Annotated in this window: 11 protein-coding genes; 10 read left to right on the top strand and 1 reads right to left on the bottom strand. The window is 71.1% G+C overall.

Going from position 1 to position 23,140, the window contains the following annotated elements; all coding sequences use genetic code 11:
• Window positions 1-96: 96 nt before the first annotated feature.
• The 5 genes from N8I84_RS27515 (at window position 97) to N8I84_RS27495 (ending at window position 10,302) form a co-directional block, all read left to right on the top strand.
• On the top strand, window positions 97-1,014 hold the full coding sequence (locus N8I84_RS27515) for a GPI inositol-deacylase (protein WP_263232168.1): 918 nt from the start codon (window positions 97-99) through the stop codon (window positions 1,012-1,014).
• Window positions 1,011-5,537, top strand: a complete 4,527-nt coding sequence (locus N8I84_RS27510; RefSeq protein WP_263232167.1) for an nSTAND1 domain-containing NTPase — start codon at window positions 1,011-1,013, stop codon at window positions 5,535-5,537. The genes N8I84_RS27515 and N8I84_RS27510 overlap by 4 nt, the downstream gene beginning before the upstream one ends.
• A gap of 252 nt (window positions 5,538-5,789) precedes the next feature.
• Complete coding sequence (locus N8I84_RS27505; RefSeq protein WP_263232166.1) at window positions 5,790-7,832, top strand: M4 family metallopeptidase; 2,043 nt, start codon at window positions 5,790-5,792, stop codon at window positions 7,830-7,832.
• Window positions 7,833-8,073: 241 nt separating this feature from the next.
• Window positions 8,074-9,732: a M4 family metallopeptidase gene (locus N8I84_RS27500; protein WP_263232165.1), complete on the top strand. Its 1,659-nt coding sequence runs from the start codon at window positions 8,074-8,076 to the stop codon at window positions 9,730-9,732.
• A 63-nt stretch (window positions 9,733-9,795) separates the two neighbouring features.
• Window positions 9,796-10,302: a DUF1990 family protein gene (locus N8I84_RS27495; protein WP_263232164.1), complete on the top strand. Its 507-nt coding sequence runs from the start codon at window positions 9,796-9,798 to the stop codon at window positions 10,300-10,302.
• An 85-nt stretch (window positions 10,303-10,387) separates the two neighbouring features.
• On the opposite strand, the gene N8I84_RS27490 is transcribed toward N8I84_RS27495, so the two are convergent.
• Window positions 10,388-13,012 carry a glycosyltransferase family 1 protein gene (locus N8I84_RS27490; protein WP_263232163.1) on the bottom strand — a complete coding sequence of 875 codons (2,625 nt, stop codon included), beginning with the start codon at window positions 13,010-13,012 and terminating at the stop codon, window positions 10,388-10,390.
• Between the two features lie 409 nt (window positions 13,013-13,421).
• On the opposite strand from N8I84_RS27490, the gene N8I84_RS27485 reads away from it, so the two are divergent.
• The 5 genes from N8I84_RS27485 (at window position 13,422) to glgB (ending at window position 23,034) form a co-directional block, all read left to right on the top strand.
• Complete coding sequence (locus N8I84_RS27485) at window positions 13,422-14,624, top strand: S8 family peptidase (RefSeq protein ID WP_263232162.1); 1,203 nt, start codon at window positions 13,422-13,424, stop codon at window positions 14,622-14,624.
• A gap of 233 nt (window positions 14,625-14,857) precedes the next feature.
• Window positions 14,858-16,975, top strand: a complete 2,118-nt coding sequence (locus N8I84_RS27480; protein ID WP_263232161.1) for an alpha-1,4-glucan--maltose-1-phosphate maltosyltransferase — start codon at window positions 14,858-14,860, stop codon at window positions 16,973-16,975.
• The gene (treS, locus tag N8I84_RS27475) at window positions 16,972-18,672 is read left to right on the top strand and encodes a maltose alpha-D-glucosyltransferase (protein WP_263232160.1); all 1,701 of its coding nucleotides are present in this window, start codon (window positions 16,972-16,974) and stop codon (window positions 18,670-18,672) included. The genes N8I84_RS27480 and treS overlap by 4 nt, the downstream gene beginning before the upstream one ends.
• Window positions 18,673-18,760: 88 nt before the next feature.
• On the top strand, window positions 18,761-20,161 hold the full coding sequence (locus N8I84_RS27470; RefSeq protein WP_263232159.1) for a maltokinase N-terminal cap-like domain-containing protein: 1,401 nt from the start codon (window positions 18,761-18,763) through the stop codon (window positions 20,159-20,161).
• Complete coding sequence (gene glgB / locus N8I84_RS27465) at window positions 20,158-23,034, top strand: 1,4-alpha-glucan branching enzyme (RefSeq protein WP_263232158.1); 2,877 nt, start codon at window positions 20,158-20,160, stop codon at window positions 23,032-23,034. The genes N8I84_RS27470 and glgB overlap by 4 nt, the downstream gene beginning before the upstream one ends.
• The last annotated feature ends 106 nt before the right edge of the window (window positions 23,035-23,140 follow it).

The following is a 23,140-nucleotide window of genomic DNA, read 5'->3' as shown; positions in this document are numbered from 1 at the left end:
TTGAGCGCCCGAAGACGCCTCCGGAACACTGGATTCGGTGTGCGTCGCGAGCCGCTGCGCAATCATGGCCCTGCGGGTCGAGACGAGGAGGGCCGCGTGGCACGAGTGGTCGTGGTGCATGGAGTGGGGCAACAGTTCCTCGGGCGCAACTCTCTGCGTGATCCGGTCGCCGCGGCACTGGCCGACGGAGTGGAACTCGCCGACGCGGCCGACGGCTTCGGCCCGCAGCTCGTGGATGTCGCCTTCTACGGGAACGTCTTCCGCGCACCCGGCGCCAAGGGCGACGGTGGTCTTCCGCAGCGTGCCACCGACCTCGTCGACCCGTTCGAGATCGAGCTCCTCAACGCCTGCTGGGCCGCCGCCGCGCAGGCCGAACCCGACCGGGTACCGCCCCCGGAGGGCTCCGCGGCGGGCAGCAAGGCGCCGACCCCGCAGACGGTGCAGCGGGCGATGAACGCGCTGCTGCGGTCGCGGTTCCTCTCCACCGCGGTCGCGGAGCGGTTTCTGCTGGGTGTGCTGCGCCAGGTGCGCCGCTACTTCACCGAGGAGCCCGTGCGCGCGCGGGCCCTCGCGGCCGTGGCCGCACGGATCGAGGCGGACACCACGGTGCTCGTCGGTCACTCCCTGGGCTCGGTCGTGGCGTACGAGGCGCTGTGCGCGCATCCGCACTGGCCGGTCCGGACGCTGGTGACCCTCGGTTCTCCCCTGGGTATGCCCAAGCTCGTGTTCGACCGTCTGCGGCCGTCGCCGGAAGCGGGGCGGGGCCACTGGCCCCAGGGCCTCGAGAGCTGGGCCAACGTGTGCGACCGGCACGACGTGGTCGCCTCGGTGAAAGAGCTCGCCCCGCGGTTCACCCCGCCGGCCGCGGACGGTGAACGCCCGGCCGGGCGGTCGGTACCGGCGGTGCTGGACGTCCTGGTGGACAACGGCTGGAAGGTGCACGACCTGCTGCGCCATCTGACGGCCCGGGAGACGGGAGAGGCGATCGGCAAGGGCCTCGGGACCGTGCGGTGAGCACCGGCGGCCCGCGGCGCCATGTGCTGGCCTTCGGCACCGAGCGGTACACGCACGAGGAGCTGCCCGCGTTGCCGGGCGTGGTCGAGGACCTCCCCGCCGTCATCGGCTCGCTGGCCGGTCTCGGCTACGAGTCGGCGGCGGTCTTCCCTGAGGGACTGCTCAATCCGCGGGGGCCCGACGAGGTCGTACGGCCAATGCTCCGCTGGCTCGACGAGGCGTTCGAGGACGGCGACACGCTGGTGATCTACTTCAGCGGTCACGGCCAGGAGGAGTCCGGACACCACTACCTCCTGTGCGCCGACTCCGAGACGGGCCCGGCGGAGCTGCGGATCAGTGCATTGCCGGTCGGGCAACTCGTGGAGTTGCCCGCGCTGAAGGGCGTGAGCCGTCTGCTGCTGGTGCTCGATTCCTGCTACGCGGGAAGGGGCGCGGTCGACGCCCTGGAACAGGCGGTACGGGCGAAGCTCGCCGTCGCCGACGCACCGGGTGCCGACCCCCGCTTCCTCAAGGCGTTCGGGGTGCTGTGTGCCGCCAGGATCCTTCAGGAGGCGCGCGACGGGGTCTTCAGCGCGTCGCTCACCACGGTGCTGACCGATGAGGCCCGGCTCGGCAACCGCGCCAGTCACATCAGCCTGCCCGAGCTCGTGAGGGGACTGAACGCCGAGTTCCGCCGCCGGGGCGTCGAACAGCGGGCCGACTGGGCGCAGTTGTGCGACGACACGGTGGAAGGCGACCTGACCACGGGTTTCTTCCCCAATCCCTACTACGTGCCGCAACTGCTCGTGGAGGGACGCGAGTTCGATGTCGCCGAGCAGCGCTTCTTCGTCCGGCGGCTGGGGCTGCGCACGCAGTCGGAACTGGCCGAGCAGCGGCGCCGGGACGCCGAGCTGATGGACCACTTCTCCCCGCGCGGGACCGGCAGACAGACCGTCAACGAGGTCGGCCACTACTTCACCGGACGCGGCCGGGTGCTCGAGCGGCTGGCCGGCTGGCTCAGAGGAGAAACCGAACGCCAGGTGCGTGTGTTCGTGGTGACCGGGCCTCCGGGCGTGGGCAAGTCGGCGGTCCTGGGACGGCTGGTGGCCCTCTCCGATCCACGGGTGCGCGAGACCATACCCGCGGACACGGTGCCGGCGGGCGCCCAACTGCCCGTCGGGGTCGTCACGGTCGCGGTGCACGCCCGGTCCCTCACCCTCGCGCAGATGACGACGGCCCTGGCCGCGGCCGTCGAGGCGCCCGAGCCGACCGCACGGAGCCTGCGCGAGCGGCTCGCCTCACTCGACACCGTCGCCACGATCGTGGTGGACGCCCTGGACGAGGCAGGATCGTCCCAGGGCGAGGAGCGGCAGATCGCCCAGTTCCTCGGCCGGCTGGTGGCGGACGCCCCCAAGCTGCGGCTCCTCATCGGCGTCAGGCCGCACATCGTCGGCACCGTCGTCACCGGCGTCCGGCAGGCGGAGGTCATCAACCTCGCGGACCCGGCCTGGACGGACCCCGACGACCTGGTCATGTACGCCGAGCAGCTGCTGCGCGCTCCGCACGGCCCGGGCAGCGACACCGGGTTGCCCGCGGAGCACATCAACCGCATCGCGACGCACATCGCCGCCTCCAGCCACCCCCTGTTCCTCGTGGCCCGGCTGGTCGCCCGTGCCGTGGCCACCCGCGGGGTCGGGGACGCCCCCGGCCCGGCGGAGCTTCCCGCGCCGGTCCGGGAGCACAGCCCCGAGGCCGCCGTGGGCCGGGCCTTCACCTGGGCGCTGGAGCTGCAGCTCGGCCGGGAGGAGGCCGCACACGTACGGACGTTGCTGCTCCCGCTGGCGTACGCGGAGGGCCAGGGCATGCCGCTGTCGCAGATCTGGTCGGTCCTCGCGTCCCGCCGGCCGTCCGAGGCCGCGCGGACCGCCGAGCGGCTGCTGCACCTGCTGCGGAGCGATGTCGTCGGACCGTACGTCGTCGAGGCGGTCGACGACGAGGGCCGCTCCGTCTACCGGCTCTACCACCAGTCCCTCGCGGACAACCTGAAGAAGGACGCGCCCGACGACATCTGGGCCCGCTGGTACCGGCGGCTGCTCGGCACCGTTCCCCGGACCCCGGACGGCCGCCGCCTGTGGCGCCAGGCCGACCCCTATGTGCTGCGCCATCTGCCGGCCTGCGCGGCGGGCGCCGGGCTGCTGGAGGAACTCGTCGGCGACGCCGAGTTCCTGGTGTACGCCCACCCGGTCGGGCTGACGCCGCTGCTGCGCGGTCTGCAGTCCGAGCCCGCACGTCTCGCCGCCGCCGTCTACCGGGCGCACCTGGAGCAGCACCGGGGACTGGAGCCCGAAGAGCGCCGCCATGTCCTGAGCTGCGACGCGGCCAGGCACCGCTACGACGCCATGGTGCGGAAGCTGAACCGCGGCGGCCGGGACCAGCGCTGGAAGCCGCTGTGGGCGGCCGCGGGCCGGCCCCCGGCGGCGCTGTCGCCGCAGCTGGTGCTGGAGGGGCTGCCTGCTCCGGTCATCGCCGTGGGCCACGCGGAGCTGGAGGGCCGCGACGTCGTCCTCGGGGCCGAAGGGCACAAGGTACGGGTGTGGGGCGCGGAGAACGGCCTGCCGCTCGGCGAGTTCGAGTACGGGGAGCAGGAGCGGGTCAGCGCGTTGGCGTGCACGATGGTGGACGGACACAGCACGGTGGCCGTCGGCACGGAGGACGGCACCGTGTGGCTTCACGACCTGGTCACGCACACGGTCGTCGCCGCGCGGGGGCACCGGGCACGGGTGACCGGCCTGGTCTGCACCGCGCTGGAGGGTGCCCCGGTCGTAGTCAGCGTCGACGCGGACGGCACGCTGAGGACGTGGGACCCCGCCGACGGGGCGTCCCTGCCGCAGACCCTCACCCTCGGGGCCGGTTGCTCCGGTGCGCTGGCCGGCGCCACGGTGCGCGGACGGCCGGTGGTGGTCGCCGGTGACCGGCTGGGCGCGCTGCACGTCTGGGACCTGACGTCCGGAGACTGCCGTTCCTCGGACCCGACGGACTCCCGTACCTGGAAAGCCATGAACGACCGCCCGTGGGACATCGCATACTCCCGGACCTCCAAGGCACCGCGGCAACGGTTCGCCATCCGTGCGGTGTCCTGCACCGTCGTGCACGGACAGCCGGTCGCCGTGACCGCGGACGGCGCGGGCGTGCGGCTGTGGGCGCTGACGACCCGGGGGCCGATGGAGATCTCCGCCCGGTTGCCGGCCGTGCAGGCGACCGGCGTCGCCTGCCTCAGCCTCGACGAATGGGCCGTCGCCGTCATCGGGGCCCGGGACGGCTCCGTACACCTGCTGGACCTGGCACTGCGCGAAACCGTCGCCACCTCCGGGTCCGCGACTTCCGGCGCGGTCCTCGCGGTGCACGGCTTCGGCACGCTGGGCGTCGCCACCGCCGTCGTCGGGACCGAGGACGGCTCGGTCCGGGTGTGGGATCTCGCCCTGGCTCCCGGCGGATCGTGGGAGGGGCACAGCGCACCGATACGCGCGGTCGCCCTCAGCCACTACCGGAGCCGGCCGGTCGTGGTGACCGCGTCCGAGGACACGACCCTGCGGGTGTGGGACATGACCACGGGCGCGCCCGCCGCTCCGGTGGTCACCGACGGCGTCAGCCTGTTCATGGCGCTGTCCGCGGGACGGTCGGACGACCGTGCCCTGGCGCTGACGAGTTCGGCGAACCGCCCCGCGGAGGTGTGGGACCTGACGACCGGCACCACGATGGACCATCTGGCGCCGTGCTGGGCCACGGCGGTCGCGGTGAGCACGGTGCAGGACCGTGCCGTCGCCGTCACCGCCGACCATCTGCACCGGCTGCGTGTCCGGGATCTCGAGACGGGTATGGCCCTGTTCGACCTGCCGGGCCACACGGCACGCGTGACCGCCCTGTGCGGCACGGTCGTGGCGGACCGTCCGGTCGTGGTCTCCGCCGCCGAGGACAGGACGGTCCGCCTGTGGTCCCTGGCGGACCAGCGCGAGGAATCCCGGCTGGCCTGTATGTTCCCGCCCGTCGCACTCGCCTGCGTGGGTCTCGGCGACCGGCCCGCCGTGCTGATCGCCTTCGAGAACGGCACGGTGCGGATCTGGGACGGTCACCGGGATTCCGTCCTCCTGCGCCACCCGGGCATCATCACGGCCCTCGCCTGCACTGTCGTCGACGGCCGCCTGGTGCCGGCCACCGGAGGCCGGGACGGCGCGGTGGCGGTGTGGGAGCCGGACCACGGGGAGTGGCCGGAGCTTCCCCCTCAGAATCCGGCGGACGTGTTCTCCACACCCGCCCGATCGCCGGTACGCGGCCTTGAGTTCGGGCCGGGGGGCCGGCTCGTCGTCTGCGTGGACCGGGACGTCTACGTCTTCCACAGGGCCCGTGGCGCGGCGCCCGACGGGGATCTGCCCCAAGCGCCCGGGTCGGGCCGCGAACTCCCACCGCGTCCGGTGTCCGCCCAGGAGCCCGGACACATGCCACCTCCTCCCCGAACCTCCGGAAAACGATCCGTATATCGGACGTGACCAACCGGCCAACGAACGATTTCCGGCCAACCTCTTGATGCGATCCTGACAACTTCAGCGCTCTCTGCCACGCTTCCCACGGCCCCTCCACAGCAACCCCACAGCTTCGACCGCTGTGCCGGGCCGAGACACCCTTCACGCACTGCGCACCCGCACCTGGTTCCGCGTTCCGCCCTGTTCTGCCCGGACGGCTCACCCTCCGTCCGGTCTCCCCTGGCCGCGCGACCCGCGGCCACGCAGAAGGAGTCAGTGTTGAGAAGCAGTTCCTCTCGCAGACGCACCTCCCACACCCCCTCCCGCCGCGCCGCCGCCGTCGCCCTCGTCGGCGTCTCGGCCCTGCTCGCCGCCGCCGTCCAGTCGGGCGCCGCGAGCGCCGCCCCGGCCGGCCCCGCCGCCGGGAAGTTCGACCCCGCCCACGCGGCCATGAAGCTCTCCCCCTCGCAGCGCGCCGAGCTGATGCGCGACGCCGACGCGGCGAAGGCGGACACCGCCAGGGCGATCGGCCTCGGCGCCCAGGAGAAGCTGGTCGTCAAGGACGTCGTCAAGGACGGCGACGGGACGCTCCACACCCGCTACGAGCGCACCTACGCCGGCCTTCCCGTCCTCGGCGGCGACCTGGTCGTCGACACGAGCAAGTCGGGGACGCCGCAGAAGGTCGTCAAGGCCACGCAGGCAGCCCTCAAGGTCGCCTCGCTGACCCCCGCGATCGCCCCCGCGAAGGCGGAGAAGCAGGCGCTGTCCGTGGCCCGGGCGGCGGGTTCGAGCAAGACCGGCGCGGACCAGGCGCCCCGCAAGGTGATCTGGGCGGCGAGCGGCAAGCCGGTGCTGGCGTACGAGACGGTCGTCGGCGGCTTCCAGGACGACGGCACGCCCAACGAACTGCACGTCATCACCGACGCGGCCACCGGCAAGGAGCTGTACCGCTACCAGGGCGTCGAGACCGGCATCGGCAACACCCAGTACAGCGGCCAGGTCACCCTGACCACCACGCAGTCCGGGTCGACGTACACGCTGAACGACGGCTCGCGGGGCGGCCACAAGACGTACAACCTCAACCGCGGCACCTCCGGCACCGGCACGCTGTTCTCGCAGTCGAACGACACCTGGGGCAACGGCACCACGTCCAACGCCGCGACCGCGGGCGCCGACGCGCACTACGGCGCGGCCGTCACCTGGGACTTCTACAAGAACGCCTTCGGCCGCAGCGGCATCAGGAACGACGGCAAGGCGGCCTACTCGCGGGTCCACTACGGCAACGCGTACGTGAACGCGTTCTGGGACGACGGCTGCTTCTGCATGACCTACGGCGACGGCTCCGGCAACGCCGACCCGCTGACCTCGCTGGACGTTGCGGGCCACGAGATGAGCCACGGCGTCACTTCCAACACCGCGGGGCTCAACTACAGCGGCGAGTCCGGCGGTCTGAACGAGGCGACCTCGGACATCTTCGGCACCGGCGTGGAGTTCTACGCCAACAACGCCTCCGACCCGGGTGACTACCTCATCGGCGAGAAGATCGACATCAACGGCGACGGCACCCCGCTGCGCTACATGGACAAGCCCAGCAAGGACGGCGGCTCCGCCGACAGCTGGTACTCGGGCGTGGGCAACCTCGACGTCCACTACTCGTCGGGCGTGGCGAACCACTTCTTCTACCTCCTGTCGGAGGGCAGCGGCGCCAAGGTCATCGGCGGGGTGAGCTACAACTCGCCGACGTCGGACGGGCTCCCGGTCACCGGCATCGGCCGGGACAAGGCGCTGCAGATCTGGTACCGGGCGCTGACCACGAAGTTCACCTCGACCACCAACTACGCCGGCGCCCGTACCGGCACGCTCGCCGCCGCGGGTGAGCTGTACGGCACCACCAGCGCCGAGTACAAGGCGGTGCAGGACGCCTGGGCGGCCGTAGCGGTCGGGTCGCGCTCGGGCGGGGGCGGCGGCGGTGGCACGTCGTACGAGAACACGACCCCGGTGTCCATCCCGGACAACGGACCCGCCATCACATCGTCGATCACCGTCTCCGGCAGGACCGGAAACGCGCCGAGCAACCTCCAGGTGACCGTCGACATCACGCACACCTGGCGCGGTGACCTCGTGATCGATCTGGTCGGCCCCTCGGGCACCTCCTACCGCCTGAAGAACTTCAGCTCCTCCGACTCGGCGGACGACGTCAAGGCGACCTACACGGTCAACGCCTCATCGGAAACGGCCAACGGAACCTGGAAGTTGAAGGTCCAGGACCAGGCGGCGCAGGACGTCGGCACCCTCAACAGCTGGAAGCTGACCTTCCCGTAAACCGCCCCCGAGCAGCGCGGACAGGGCACCGTCCCCGAGGTGGGCCACCTCGGGGACGGACCCGTTTACATGCCCGCAACGTTCACCTGCGAGTCGACTTTCGGCCAACATCACTTCGAAGTCCTGACATGTACGCGACCGCGTGGCACGCTTCCACAGCTGCCGCACATGCACCGCAACTTCACAACCGATCCGGCCGGTAACCCCACGCCGACCGGAATCCCCCACAGAAGGAGCTTGTGTGACTCCCCGCTACGCGCGTCACCAGCGCACCACGCTGGCCATCGCCACCGCCGTCGCCGCCGGAGCCCTCCTCACCACGGGCCTGACCGCGAACGCCTCGGCCCAGACCCAGGCCGCCTCCGCCGGCCAGGCGCCCCTCGCCGCCGCCCCGACCTACCTGTCCGCCGCGGCCCGCACCTCGCTCATCGCGAAGGCCGAGGAGAACGCCACCGAGACGGCGCGTCAGATAGGCCTCGGCGTCCAGGAGAAGCTGGTCGTCAAGGACGTTGTCAAGGACGTCGACGGCACGGTCCACACCCGCTACGAGCGTACCTACGCCGGCCTTCCGGTCCTCGGCGGCGACCTCGTCGTCCACTCGAAGTCCGGCAGGACCGAGGGCGTGACCAGAGCGAGCGGCGCGGCCATCAAGGTGGCCTCGCTCAAGCCGCAGATCGCCGCCGCCAAGGCCGAGAAGCAGGCGCTGACCGTCGCGAAGGCCGCGGGCTCGGACAAGACCGCCGCCGACAGCGCGCCCCGCAAGGTGATCTGGGCGGGCAGCGGCAAGCCGGTCCTCGCCTACGAGACGGTCGTCGGCGGCCTCCAGGACGACGGCACCCCGAACCAGCTGCACGTTATCACCGACGCGGCCACCGGCAAGAAGCTGTACGAGTACCAGGGCATCGAGACCGGCACCGGCAAGAGCCTGTACTCCGGCACGGTCACCCTGAACACCACCCTGTCCGGGTCGACCTACCAGCTGTACGACACCACGCGGGGCGGCCACAAGACGTACAACCTCAAGCACAGCAGCAGCTCGTCCACGGGCACCCTGTTCACCGACTCGGACGACGTGTGGGGCACGGGGACGGCCTCCAGCTCGTCCACGGACCAGACGGCCGCCGCCGACGCCGCCTACGGCGCCCAGGTGACCTGGGACTTCTACAAGAGCACCTTCGGCCGCAGCGGCATCAAGAACGACGGCAAGGCCGCCTACTCCCGCGTCCACTACGGCAACGCGTACGTGAACGCGTTCTGGGACGACAGCTGCTTCTGCATGACCTACGGCGACGGCTCCGGGAACACCCACCCACTCACTTCGCTGGACGTTGCGGGCCACGAGATGAGCCACGGCGTCACTTCCAACACCGCGGGGCTCAACTACAGCGGCGAGTCCGGCGGTCTGAACGAGGCGACCTCGGACATCTTCGGCACCGGCGTGGAGTTCTACGCCAACAACGCCTCCGACCCGGGTGACTACCTCATCGGCGAGAAGATCAACATCAACGGCGACGGCACCCCGCTGCGCTACATGGACAAGCCCAGCAAGGACGGCGGCTCCGCCGACTACTGGTCCTCCGGCGTCGGCAGCAAGGACGTGCACTACTCGTCCGGTGTCGCCAACCACTTCTTCTACCTCCTGTCGGAGGGCAGCGGCGCCAAGACGATCAACGGCGTCAGCTACAACTCGCCGACGTACAACGGCTCCACGGTCACCGGCATCGGCCGCGCCAAGGCGCTGCAGATCTGGTACAAGGCGCTGACCACGTACATGACGTCGACGACGAACTACAAGGGCGCCCGCACGGCGACCCTGAACGCGGCGTCCGCCCTCTACGGCTCCGGCAGCACCGAGTACAACGCGGTGGCGTCGGCCTGGTCCGCGGTCAACGTGAACTAGCGCACGCCGACACGGCGGCCCCCGGCGGGAAGGTCGCGCCGGGGGCCGCCCTAGGCTGGGCGCATGTCCTTCACCTACGAGGATGTCGGCGCCACCCGCGAGCCCGGCCACTGCCCCGAGGGCTTCCGCCCCCTGCACGTCCGTGCTCGCATCGGCGAGGGCGAACAGGTGTTCCACAGGGCCTCCGAGGCTGTCCTGACCTGGCAGCTGCACCGGGCGATGGGCGTCGGAGTCTCGGTCACCGGGGACAGGGCGGCGCCGGGGGTGGACGTCACCATCACCCTGGCCGGCATGATCAAGGCCCCGTGCCGCGTGGTCTGGACGCTCGAGGAGTCCCGCCGCGCCGGCTGGGCGTACGGCACGCTGCCGGGCCACCCGGAGTGCGGCGAGGAGTCCTTCGTGGTGGACCGCACGGGCGACGGCACGGTCTGGCTGACGATCACGGCCTTCAGCCGGCCGGCCAGATGGTACACGAGGGCGGGCGGACCGGCCGCACGGGGGTTCCAGCACGCCTATGCACGACGGTGCGGGGTCGTCCTGCGGAGGCTGTGCGGGGATCCGGACGAGTGAACCGTGCGGCCGCGCAGTCGGTTCTGCGCAGCCGCACGGTCGCCGGCCCACGACCTGCCTGTTCGGCGCTCCCTTGGACGGGCCCCTACCGCATCAGCACCCCCGCCGCTCCCACCACGTCCTCCGACGGCACCGTCACCAGCCCCAGCTCCGCGCTCGACGCCAGCAGCCGGTGCGACGGCAGGATCCGGACCGTGTAGCCGAACGGTCCCGTGCGGTCCAGGGACAGGGGTCCCTCGTACAGCCAGCGGCCTTCGGCATCCGGGCCGCCCGCCGGTTTCAGCGGCACCGGTGTCGCGTCCTCCAGGCGGTCCTCCATGTCCACACGGCCCGCCACCGCCTGCACCTCCACGTCGTCCGGCGCCAGCTCGCCGAGGCCGACCCGGACGCGGAGCACCAGCGTCGTGCCCAGTTCCGCCGTCTGAGTCGTGGCCGACGTCTCGACGTGGTCGACCGTGACCGACGGCCAGGCGGAGCGCACACGCGCCTTCCAGCCCGCCAGCTCCCGCGCCGCCTGAGGTGTCATCGACCGGTGCGCGTGGGCCGCCGGGGTGTACAGGCGCCCCACGTACTCCCGGACCATCCGGCCCGCCAGCACCTTCGGGCCCAGGTGCATGAGGGTCTGGCGGACCATCTCGATCCAGCGGTCCGGCAGCCCGCCCTGGCCCCGCTCGTAGAAGCGCGGCGCCACCCGCTGTTCCAGCAGCTCGTACAGCGCCGCCGCCTCGAGGTCGTCGCGCCGGTCCTCGTCCGTGCCCGCGCCGTCGGCGGTGGGGATCGCCCAGCCGAAGTCCGGCTGGAACCATTCGTCCCACCAGCCGTCGAGCACCGACAGGTTGAGGCAGCCGTTGAGCGCCGCCTTCATCCCGCTCGTCCCGCACGCCTCCAGCGGGCGCAGCGGGTTGTTCAGCCACACGTCACAGCCCGGGTAGAGCTTCTGCGCCATCGCCATGCCGTAGTCGGGGAGGAACACGATGCGGTGGCGTACGCGTGGGTCGTCCGCGAACCGGACCAGCTCCTGGATGAGGCGCTTTCCGCCGTCGTCGGCGGGGTGGGCCTTTCCGGCCACCACGATCTGGATCGGGTGTTCGGGGTGCAGCAGCAGTTCCATCAGGCGGTCGGGGTCGCGCAGCATCAGCGTCAGACGCTTGTACGACGGAACGCGGCGCGCGAAGCCGATCGTCAGGACGTCCGGATCGAGGACGCCGTCGATCCAGCCCAGCTCCGCCGTTCCGGCGCCACGCTGCCGCCAGGACGCGTACAGCCGCTCCCGGACCTCGAGGACCAACTGCTCGCGCAGCACCCGGCGCAGGTCCCAGATGTCCTGGTCGGGGATCTCCGCGATCGCGTCCCAGCGCTCGCGCCCGCCCTCCGTCATGGCGTCCTCGGTGCGCTCGGCGCCGATCTGCCGCACGCCGAGCCGGAACACCTCCGGTGCCACCCAGGTCGGCGCGTGCACGCCGTTCGTCACGGACGTGATCGGCACCTCGTCGGCGTCGAAGCCCGGCCACAGACCCGAGAACATCTCCCGGCTGACGTTGCCGTGGAGGAGGGACACCCCGTTGGCGCGCTGGCCGAGACGGAGGCCCATCACGGCCATGTTGAACAGGTTCGGTTCGCCGCCCGGGTAGGTCTCCATGCCGAGCCGCAGGATCCGTTCCACGTCGATGCCCGGCAGCTCGGCGTCCGGGCCGAAGTGGCGGGCCACCAGCTCCCGGTCGAAGCGGTCGATACCGGCCGGGACGGGGGTGTGGGTGGTGAAGACCGTGCCGGCGCGCACCGCTTCCAGGGCGGAGTCGAAGTCGAGGCCGTCCTCGCACAGTTCCGCGATCCGCTCCAGTCCGAGGAAGCCCGCGTGCCCCTCGTTGGTGTGGAACACCTCCGGCTCGGGGTGCCCGGTCAGCCGGCAGTACGTGCGCACGGCGCGCACCCCGCCGATGCCGAGCAGCATCTCCTGGAGCAGCCGGTGCTCGCTGCCGCCGCCGTACAGCCGGTCGGTGACGCCCCGCTCGCCGAAGTCGTTCTCCTCCACGTCCGAGTCGAGCATCAGCAGCGGTACCCGGCCCACCTGGGCGAGCCAGACACGGGCCTTCAGACGACGGCCGCCGGGCAGGCCGAGGGAGACCCGGGCGTGGGTGCCGTCCGGCTCGCTCAGCGGCGTGAGCGGCAGCTCGTGCGGGTCGAGCACCGGGTAGTGCTCCTGCTGCCAGCCGTCGCGGGAGAGCGTCTGCCGGAAGTAGCCGTGCCGGTACAGCAGGCCCACGCCGATCAGCGGGACGCCGAGGTCGCTGGCCGCCTTCAGATGGTCCCCGGCGAGGATGCCGAGCCCGCCCGAGTACTGGGGCAGCGCGGCCGTGATGCCGAACTCGGGCGAGAAGTAGGCGATGGCGGCGGGGAGGCCGGAGGACCGGTCCTGGGACTGGTACCAGCGCTCCCCGGTGACGTAGTCGTGCAGATCGTCGGCGGCCGCGGTGAGGCGGCGCAGGAAGCGGCGGTCCTCGGCCAGTTCGGCGAGCCGGGCGGGTGGCACGCTCCCCAGCAGCCGCACCGGGTCACCACCCGAGGCGGCCCACCGCTCGGGGTCGACGGACTGGAAGAGGTCGCGGGTCTCCGCATGCCACGACCAGCGCAGATTGCGCGCCAGGTCGCTCAGCGGCTGGAGGGGTTCGGGGAGGACGGGACGTACGGTGAACCTGCGGATGGCCTTCACGAATTCCACCTTCACGGAGGACGTACGTAGCGCCTCCGACGGTACGCTGCGCTCCCCCGCGGGGGCGACGGCGGCTGTGCGGGTTACCGCCGGGTTCGTAGGCACCCGGGAGTGCGGCGGCCGTCGCGGGAGGCTCCGCCCCCCGTACCCCCGATCGGCCTGAACGGCCTCGTCCCCATGGGCCGGACGGGCTGGTGGCGCCGGACCCGGCTGCGACGCGGACCCGTAGCCCTCCACCCGAGCGGACCGAAAAACAACGCAACTTTTACACATCCGCCATCCCCCGATATGGCCGATTCCCCACGCATAGCGACCTTGTGGCGGTTCGCCCCCGCACGAGAGGCTTCAGGCGGCGCACCGCTCGCGAACTGCGGCCGGATCGCGTCGAGTTGGGAGGGGAACTCGAGTCATGGCACGGATGAGAAAGGCGCGTCTGCGCTGGGCGGGCGGTCTGACCACCATCGCCACGGTCGCGGCACTCGCGGCCGTCGCACAGCCCGCGCAGGCCGCCCCGGAAGGAACCGTCCTCGGCGCCGGTGCTCCCGGCGCCGTCAGCGGCAGCTACATCGTGACGCTCAAGGGGGGAACGGAGGCCCTGTCGACCTCCGGCAAGGGCATCGCCGAGAAGTACGGGGCGAGAATCAGCCAGACCTACGGCAGCGCGCTCAACGGCTACGCGGTGACCGTCGACGAGCGGCAGGCCCGGCGTCTCGCGGCTGACTCCCGCGTGGCCTCGGTCGTCCAGGACACCCGGGTCGCACTCGACCACTACCAGAAGAACCCGCCCTCATGGGGCCTGGACCGGATCGACCAGCCGAACCTGCCGCTCGACAAGGGCTACACCTGGCCCGAACCCGCGGGAGCGGGCGTGACGGCGTACGTCATCGACACCGGCATCCGCATCTCGCACAAGGACTTCGGCGGCCGGGCGAGCTACGGCTGGGACTTCGTCGACAACGACGCGAGCGCCCAGGACGGCAACGGACACGGCACGCACGTGGCCGGCACCATCGCGGGCACCACGTACGGGGTGGCCAAACAGGCCGAGGTCGTCGCCGTGCGCGTCCTCGACGACAACGGCGCGGGCACCACCGCGCAGGTCATCGCGGGCATCGACTGGGTGACCAAGCACGCGAGGAAGCCCGCGGTGGCCAACCTGAGCCTGGGCGGCTACGCGAACGCCCAGCTGGACGCGGCCGTGCGCAACTCCATCGCCTCCGGCGTCACCTACGCGGTCGCCGCCGGCAACGACGGGCTCGCGGCCGGCCTGTACTCCCCGGCCCGGGTCGATCAGGCCATCACGGTCGGCGCCAGCGACCGCAAGGACGCCCGGGCGAGCTTCTCCAACTGGGGTCCGAGCCTGGACCTGTTCGCCCCCGGCGTGGCGATCACCTCGGACTCGAACGCGAGCGACACCGGCACCGCCACGCTCTCCGGCACTTCGATGGCGACACCGCACGTCGCAGGCGCCGCCTCCCTCTATCTGGCCCGCCATCCCAGGGCCACCCCGGCGGAGGTGAGCCAGGCCCTCGTACGGCGGGCGGTCTCCGGGAAGATCAAGGGAGCGGGGATCGGGTCGCCCGACAAGCTGCTCCAGGTCGACAATCCTTGACCCCCGGTTAACCGGACACGCGTACTCTGACCGGCCTCGCCCCTTGTCACGGGCGGGGCCGGTCCTCTTGGCTGTACTGAATGCGGCCGGTCTTGAGCGTAGACATACGCGTGAGTAGTTAACAAAGTGCCGGAATGCCCACCCGTACTGCGGGAAGGCTCCTCCGGTAACCCCGCCGGCCCACCTTCCGACACCCCATCCGCCCGGACATGTTGACGCGGACAGGAGCGGTCATGCCCCCGACGCACCACTCGCCGGCACCCCCGGCACCTGGCACCATCCCCGCACGACACACCGACGCCGGTCCCCCCGCCCAGCGGAAACCCGCCTCGGACGCGGGGCCGAGCCCGGCGCCGGACACCGGCCCCGTCCTCGGACGCATCCCCGTCCTCGACGTACGCCCCCTCGTCCTCGGCGGCCGGCGCCCGGCCAAGGCCGTGGTCGGCGAGGAGTTCGAGATCTCCGCGACGGTCTTCCGCGAGGGCCACGACGCCGTCGCCGCGAACGTCGTCCTCACCGACGCCGAAGGCCGCCGGGGACCCTGGACACCGATGCGTGAACTGGCCCCCGGCACCGACCGCTGGGGCGCCACCGTCTCCCTTCCGAGTGAGGGCCGCTGGACCTACGCCGTGGAGGCGTGGAGCGATCCGGTCAGCACCTGGCGCCACCACGCGGGGATCAAGATCCCGGCGGGGATGGACACCGAGCTCGTCCTGGAGGAGGGCGCACGACTGTACGAACGCGCGGCCACCGGCGTCCCCGAAGGCGAGGACGGACAGGGCGTGCTGCCGGCCGCGGCCTGTGCCCTGCGCGACACCGGCCGCCCGGCCGCCTCCCGTCTCGCGGCTGCGCTGACTCCCGAGGTGGATGCGGTCTTGGCGCGGTATCCGCTGCGTGAACTGGTGACGTCTTCTGATGCGTTGCCGTTGGTGGTGGAGCGGGAGCGGGCGTTGTTCGGGTCGTGGTACGAGTTCTTCCCGCGTTCGGAGGGGACTTCGGAGCGGCCGCACGGGACGTTCCGTACGGCGGCGCGGCGGCTGCCGGTGATCGCGGGGATGGGTTTCGATGTGGTGTATCTGCCGCCGATCCATCCGATCGGGACGACGTTCCGCAAGGGGCCCAACAATTCTCTGTCGGCGGGGCCGGGGGATGTGGGGGTGCCGTGGGCGATCGGGTCGCCGGAGGGCGGTCATGACGCGGTGCATCCGGATCTGGGCTCGATCGAGGATTTCGACTGGTTCGTGGGGCGGGCGCGGGAGGTGGGGCTGGAGGTGGCCCTGGATTTCGCGTTGCAGTGTTCGCCGGATCATCCGTGGGTGGACAAGCATCCGGAGTGGTTCCGGCATCGTCCGGACGGGTCGATCGCGTATGCGGAGAATCCGCCGAAGAAGTACCAGGACATCTATCCGGTCCATTTCGATGCGGACATGGACGGGTTGGTGGCGGAGACGCTGCGGGTGCTGCGGTTCTGGATGGGGCATGGGGTGCGGATCTTCCGGGTGGACAATCCGCACACCAAGCCGGTGGTGTTCTGGGAGCGGGTGATCGGGGACGTCAATGCCACGGATCCGGATGTGATCTTCCTGGCGGAGGCGTTCACGCGGCCGGCGATGATGCACACGCTGGCCAAGGTGGGGTTCCAGCAGTCCTACACGTATTTCACGTGGCGGAATTCGAAGCAGGAGCTGACGGAGTATCTGAGTGAGTTGTCGGGGGAGGCGGCGGCGTACATGCGGCCGAACTTCTTCGTGAACACTCCGGACATCCTGCATGCGTATCTGCAGCACGGGGGGCGGCCCGCGTTCGAGGTGCGGGCGGTGCTGGCGGCGACGCTGTCGCCGACGTGGGGGGTGTACTCGGGGTACGAGTTGTGTGAGAACGTGCCGCTGCGGGAGGGCAGTGAGGAGTATCTGGACTCGGAGAAGTACCAACTCAGGCCCCGGGACTGGGAAGCCGCCGAGCGCGAGGGCCGCAGCATCGCCCCCCTGATCGCCAGGCTGAACGAGGTCCGCCGGAACAGTCCGGCACTGCGGCAGCTGCGTGACCTGCACTTCCACCACGCCGACAAGGACGCGGTGATCGTCTACTCCAAGCGTTCGGGTTCGAACACGGTTCTGGTGGTCGTGAACCTCGACCCTCACCACACCCAGGAGGCGACGGTCTCGTTGGACATGCCGCGGCTCGGCCTCGACTGGCACGAGACCGTACCGGTGCGCGATGAGCTCACCGGTGTCATCTATCACTGGGGCAGGGCCAACTACGTACGTCTGACGCCGGGCGACAGCCCCGCGCACGTGCTGACCGTCCTGCGACCGTCCTCACCGCAGATCGGAGGGTCACCCACACGATGATCGTCAACGAGCCCGTTCCGGACACCTTCGAGGACACTCCCGCCGCGGAGCGCGACCCGGAGTGGTTCAAGCGTGCCGTCTTCTACGAGGTCCTGGTCAGGTCGTTCCAGGACAGCAATGGGGACGGCGTGGGCGACCTCAAGGGGCTGACCGCGAAGCTGGACTATCTGCAGTGGCTGGGCGTCGACTGCCTGTGGCTGCCGCCGTTCTTCAAGTCCCCGCTCCGGGACGGCGGTTACGACGTCTCCGACTACACGGCGGTGCTGCCGGAGTTCGGGGACCTGGCGGACTTCGTGGAGTTCGTCGACGCCGCCCACCAGCGGGGCATGCGCGTGATCATCGACTTCGTGATGAACCACACCAGCGACCAGCACCCGTGGTTCCAGGAGTCGCGCGCCAATCCCGACGGCCCCTACGGGGATTACTACGTCTGGGCCGACGACGACAAGCAGTTCCAGGACGCGCGGATCATCTTCGTCGACACCGAGGCCTCCAACTGGACCTTCGACCCGGTCCGCAAGCAGTACTACTGGCACCGGTTCTTCTCCCACCAGCCGGACCTCAACTATGAGAACCCGGCCGTGCAGGAGGAGATGATCTCCGCCCTGAAGTTCTGGCTGGACCTCGGCATCGACGGCTTCCGTCTGGACGCGGTGCCGTACCTCTACCAGCAGGAAGGCACCAACTGCGAAAACCTTCCGGCGACGCACGAGTTCCTGAAGCGGGTCCGCAAGGAGATCGACGCGCAGTACCCCGACAAGGTGCTGCTGGCGGAGGCGAACCAGTGGCCGGAGGACGTGGTCGACTACTTCGGCGACTACGCCGGCGGCGGCGACGAGTGCCACATGGCCTTCCACTTCCCGGTCATGCCGCGCATCTTCATGGCGGTGCGCCGTGAGTCCCGCTACCCGGTCTCGGAGATCCTGGCCAAGACCCCGTCGATCCCGTCGAGCTGCCAGTGGGGCATCTTCCTTCGCAACCACGACGAGCTGACCCTGGAGATGGTCACCGACGAGGAACGCGACTACATGTGGGCGGAGTACGCCAAGGACCCCCGCATGCGCGCCAACATCGGCATCCGCCGCCGGCTGGCCCCGCTGCTGGACAACGACCGCAACCAGATCGAACTGTTCACCGCGCTGCTGCTGTCCCTGCCCGGCAGCCCGATCCTGTACTACGGCGACGAGATCGGCATGGGCGACAACATCTGGCTCGGCGACCGGGACGCGGTACGCACCCCGATGCAGTGGACCCCGGACCGCAACGCCGGTTTCTCCTCCTGCGACCCGGGCCGCCTGTTCCTGCCCACGATCATGGACCCGGTCTACGGCTACCAGGTCACCAACGTGGAGGCGTCGATGTCGTCGCCGTCCTCGCTGCTGCACTGGACCCGGCGCATGATCGAGATCCGCAAACAGAACCCCGCGTTCGGCCTCGGCTCCTACACCGAACTGTCCTCCTCCAACCCGGCCGTGCTCGCCTTCCTGCGGGAGTACAAGGACGACCTGGTGATGTGCGTGCACAACTTCTCCCGGTTCGCGCAGCCCACCGAGCTGGACCTGCGCCAGTTCGCGGGCCGGCACCCGGTGGAACTGATCGGCGGGGTCCGCTTCCCCGCGATCGGAGAACTGCCCTACCTGCTCACCCTCGCAGGCCACGGCTTCTACTGGTTCCGCATCCGCAAGGCCGTCGCCTAGTCGTCCGGTCGGGGCGGTTTCCACCGCCCCGACCGGGGCACGCAGGCAAGTAACCCCCCGACCGCCCCCCGGGGAAAGGACGCACGCCATGCCGGAAGCCGTCATCCGTCCCGCCGCGACCCACCCCGGTCTGCTCGCCTCCCTCGATCCACTGCTGCGGGAGTGGTTGCCGCGCCAGCGCTGGTTCGCGGGCAAGGGACGGCCGGTCACCGGGTTCTCCCTGGTGGCGGCCACCGACCTGCTGCCGCCCGGCGGCCCGCTGGGCCTGGTCCACCTCCTGGTGCGGGCACACCAGCCGGACACCCCGGCGCCCGGCGCCATGCCCCGCCCCGGGGACTGCTACCAGCTGCTGATAGGCGTCCGCGAGGCGCTGCCCCCGCATCTCGCCCCCGCGCTCATCGGGCATCTGGAGGACGGCCCGCTGGCCGGGCGGACCGTGTACGAGGCGCTGTACGACCCCCGGGCCGCCACCGTGCTCATGGAGGCGATCCGCAGCCGCGCCCACGTCGGCCCGCTGCGCTTCGAGGGGGACACGCGCCAGGAGATACCGGAGGGTCTCGTCCCGCGGCTGGTCACCTCCGAGCAGTCGAACTCCTCCATCGTCTACGGAGATACGTTCATCCTCAAACTCCTGCGCCGTGTCCTGCCGGGCGTCAACCCCGACCTCGAACTCCCGCTGGCACTCGCGCGCGAGGGCTGCCCCCGGGTGCCCGCCCCGGCCGGCTGGCTGCTCGCCGACCTGGACGGCCTCGAGGACCCGTACGTCCTGGCCGTGCTGCAGCCGTATGTGCGGGGCGCGACGGACGGCTGGGAGCTTGCGCTGCGCGAGCTGGCCAAGGGGGAGGACTTCACCGCCGAGGCGCGGGCGCTCGGGCGGGCGACGGCCGAGGTGCACACGGCGTTGGCCCGCGCTCTGCCCACCGTCACTCTCGGCCACGCCCAGATAGGGCTGCTGGTCGACGGCATGACCGAGCGGCTGGAGGCGGCGGCCCAGGCGGTGCCCGCGCTGCGGCCGTACGCGCCCCGGCTGCGCTCCGCCTTCGAGGCGCTGGGCGACCTCGCAGCCGAGGGGCGGGTGTGGACCGCCCAGCGCGTGCACGGCGACCTGCACCTGGGTCAGTGCCTGCGCTCACCGTCCGGGGACTGGTCACTGATCGACTTCGAGGGGGAGCCGTCGAAGCCGCTGACCGAGCGCCGGATGCCGCAGCCGGTGACGCGGGACATCGCCGGAATGCTGCGCTCCTTCGACTACGCGGCGCACTCGGCCGTCCCGGCGGGCCCGGAGTGGGCCACGGAGTGCCGGGCCGCCTACTGCTCCGGTTACGCGGAGGTCGCCGGGCGCGATCCGCGCACCGAACCGGTACTGCTGCGCGCGTACGAGACGGACAAGGCCGTCTACGAAGTCGTGTACGAGGCCCGCCACCGGCCCGACTGGCTTCCGGTCCCGATGGCGGCGATACGCCGGCTGTCCGCCGACCCCACACCATGACCCCACCATCGCCTGCCGAGGAGGCCCCGTCCGTGACCCCCCGTCCTCCGTCCGACGACAGCACGAAGAAGAGCGCCGAGGGCCGGCCGACGGCCGGTGCGCAGAAGGCGACAGCGGCTGCCTCAGAGCCGCCGACGGCCGGGAAGAAGAAGGCGGTGGCGAAGAAGGCGGCGACCGGGGCGAAGAAAGCCACGGCGAAGACAGCGGTCGCCAAGAAGGCCGTCGCGAAGACGCCGGTCGCGGGGGTTGAGGAGGCCGCCGCGGAGAGCGAGAACACCGCAGCGGTGAAGGCACCGGCCGAAAAGGCCCCGGCGAAGAAGGCGCCCGCCAAGAAGGCGCCCGCCAAGACGACGACGGCCAGGACGACGACGGCCGAGAAAACTGCGGCGAAGAAGGTCGCCGCCAAGAAGGTCGCCGCCAAGAAGGTCGCCGCGAGGACGACCGCGGCCGAGGTGGTCGCCGAGAAGGCGGTGGCGAAGAAGGCACCGGCCGGCACAGCCCCGGCCAAGAAGGCACTCGCCAAGAAGACGGCGGCCAAGGCGGCCAAGACGACGGTGGCGAAGGCACCCGCCAAGAAGACGGCGGCCAGGACGACGGCAGCCAAGAAGACGGCCGCGAAGAAGGTCGCCGCCGAGAAGGTGACCGCGCAGAAGGCCGTCGCGGCGGACCCGTTGGCCACCGTGGCCGTGTCCCCCGCTCTCGCGGCCGGGGACCGTGAGCGGCTGCTGGCCGGCACCCATCACGACCCGCATTCCGTGCTCGGCGCGCACCCGGTGCCCGGCGGTGTCGCCTTGCGGGCCTTCCGGCCGTACGCGCTGTCCGTGACCGTCGTCGCCGGGGATGTGCGGGCCGAGCTGGACGCCGACGGGGACGGCTTCTTCTCCGGGCTGCTGCCGCTGCCGGGCGTGCCCGAGTACCGGCTGCTGGTCGAGTACGAGGGCACGGTCCAGGACACCGAGGACGCGTACCGTTTCCTGCCCACGCTCGGCGATCTCGACCTCCACCTGATCGGTGAGGGACGTCATGAGGAGCTGTGGAAGGCACTCGGCGCCCACCCCATGACCCACCAGGGCGTGACCGGCACCCGCTTCTCGGTGTGGGCGCCGAACGCACGGGGCGTGCGCGTCGCCGGCAGCTTCAACTTCTGGGACGGCACCGGCTTCCCGATGCGCTCGCTCGGCTCGACCGGGGTGTGGGAGCTGTTCGTGCCCGGTGTCGGGGAGGGCGAGCTGTACAAGTTCGAGATCACCCGCCCCGACGGCTCCAAGACGCTGCGCGCCGACCCGCTGGCCCGCCGCACGGAGGCCCCGCCGAACACGTCCTCGGTCGTGTGCGCCTCGCACCACGCGTGGGGCGACGCGGAGTGGATGGCCCGGCGGGGTGAGCGGCCGGTGCACGAGGCGCCGTTCTCGGTGTACGAGGTGCACCTGCCGTCCTGGCGGCCGGGGCTGTCGTACCGGCAACTGGCCGAACAACTCCCCGCCTACGTCAAGGAGCTGGGCTTCACCCACGTCGAGTTGATGCCGATCGCCGAGCACCCCTTCGGCGGGTCCTGGGGCTACCAGGTCACCGGCTTCTACGCGCCCACCGCCCGCCTGGGCACCCCCGACGACTTCAAGTACCTCGTCGACGCCCTGCACCGGGCCGGCATCGGCGTCCTCATGGACTGGGTACCGGCCCACTTCCCGCGCGACGACTGGGCGCTGGCCGAGTTCGACGGACGCCCGCTGTACGAGCACCAGGACCCGCTGCGCGCGGCCCACCCCGACTGGGGAACCCTGGAGTTCGACTACGGGCGGCGCGAGGTGCGCAACTTCCTGGTCGCCAACGCCGTGTACTGGTGCGAGGAGTTCCACATCGACGGCCTGCGCGTGGACGCCGTCGCCTCCATGCTCTACCTCGACTACTCCCGCGAGCCCGGCCAGTGGGCCCCGAACGAGCACGGCGGCCGGGAGAACCTGGACGCGGTCGCCTTCCTCCAGGAGATGAACGCGACGGTGTACCGCCGCAACCCCGGCGTGGTGACGATCGCGGAGGAGTCCACCGCCTGGGACGGGGTGACCCGGGCGACGCACCACCGGGGGCCGAGCGGCTTCGGCGGCCTCGGCTTCGGGCTGAAGTGGAACATGGGCTGGATGCACGACTCGCTGGAGTACATGGCCCACGACCCGATCCACCGCGCGTACCACCACGACGAGATGACGTTCTCGATGGTGTACGCCTACAGCGAGAACTACGTCCTGCCGATCTCCCACGACGAGGTGGTGCACGGGAAGCGGTCGCTGGTGTCGAAGATGCCGGGCGACTGGTGGCAGCAGCGGGCGAACCTCCGTGCGTACCTGGGCTTCATGTGGGCGCACCCGGGCAAGCAACTCCTCTTCATGGGGCAGGAGTTCGCGCAGGGAGCGGAGTGGTCGGAGGAGCACGGACCGGACTGGTGGCTGCTGGATGCGGAGTACGGGGCGGAGGCGGACCACCGGGGGGTGCGGGACCTGGTCCGCGACCTCAACACCGTGTACCGCGGCACGCCGGCGCTGTGGGAGCGGGACACCGAACCGTCCGGTTTCAGCTGGGTCGTGGGCGACGCGGCGGACGACAACGTGTTGGCCTTCCTGCGCCACGACGCGGAGGGGAGCCCGCTGCTGGCGGTTTCCAACTTCTCCCCTGTCGTTCGCCAGGACTACCGCCTGGGCGTGCCCGACGACGTCCCTGCCTGGCACGAGGTGCTGAACACGGATGCGGCGGCTTACGGAGGCAGCGACGTCCGCAACCCGGGGCCGGTGAAGCCGGAACCCACACCGTGGCACGGCCGTGCGGCCAGCCTCCGCCTGACGCTGCCGCCGCTGGCAACGCTCTGGCTCCGCCCGGCCTAGGTTTCTCGCCCCCGCCGCCCCTACCCGTCCCACCCCAGGGGCTCCGCCCCTCCAACCCCACCGGGGCTCCGCCCCTGAACCCCGGCGGGGACTACGTCCCCAGCAC

Origin of the sequence: Streptomyces cynarae (assembly GCF_025642135.1) — a bacterium.
In the GTDB taxonomy this organism is placed as follows: domain Bacteria; phylum Actinomycetota; class Actinomycetes; order Streptomycetales; family Streptomycetaceae; genus Streptomyces; species Streptomyces cynarae.
Note: the sequence above shows the minus strand (reverse complement) of the source record. Positions and strands in the feature narration are given on the sequence as shown.

What these genes read in the sequence shown, in the direction of transcription:
- N8I84_RS27495 (WP_263232164.1), top strand. Translation starts at nt 9,796, where the DNA reads ATGTCCTTCACCTACGAGGATGTCGGCGCCACCCGCGAGCCCGGCCAC.
- N8I84_RS27485 (WP_263232162.1), top strand. Translation starts at nt 13,422, where the DNA reads ATGGCACGGATGAGAAAGGCGCGTCTGCGCTGGGCGGGCGGTCTGACC.
- N8I84_RS27480 (WP_263232161.1), top strand. Translation starts at nt 14,858, where the DNA reads ATGCCCCCGACGCACCACTCGCCGGCACCCCCGGCACCTGGCACCATC.
- treS (WP_263232160.1), top strand. Translation starts at nt 16,972, where the DNA reads ATGATCGTCAACGAGCCCGTTCCGGACACCTTCGAGGACACTCCCGCC.
- N8I84_RS27470 (WP_263232159.1), top strand. Translation starts at nt 18,761, where the DNA reads ATGCCGGAAGCCGTCATCCGTCCCGCCGCGACCCACCCCGGTCTGCTC.
- glgB (WP_263232158.1), top strand. Translation starts at nt 20,158, where the DNA reads ATGACCCCACCATCGCCTGCCGAGGAGGCCCCGTCCGTGACCCCCCGT.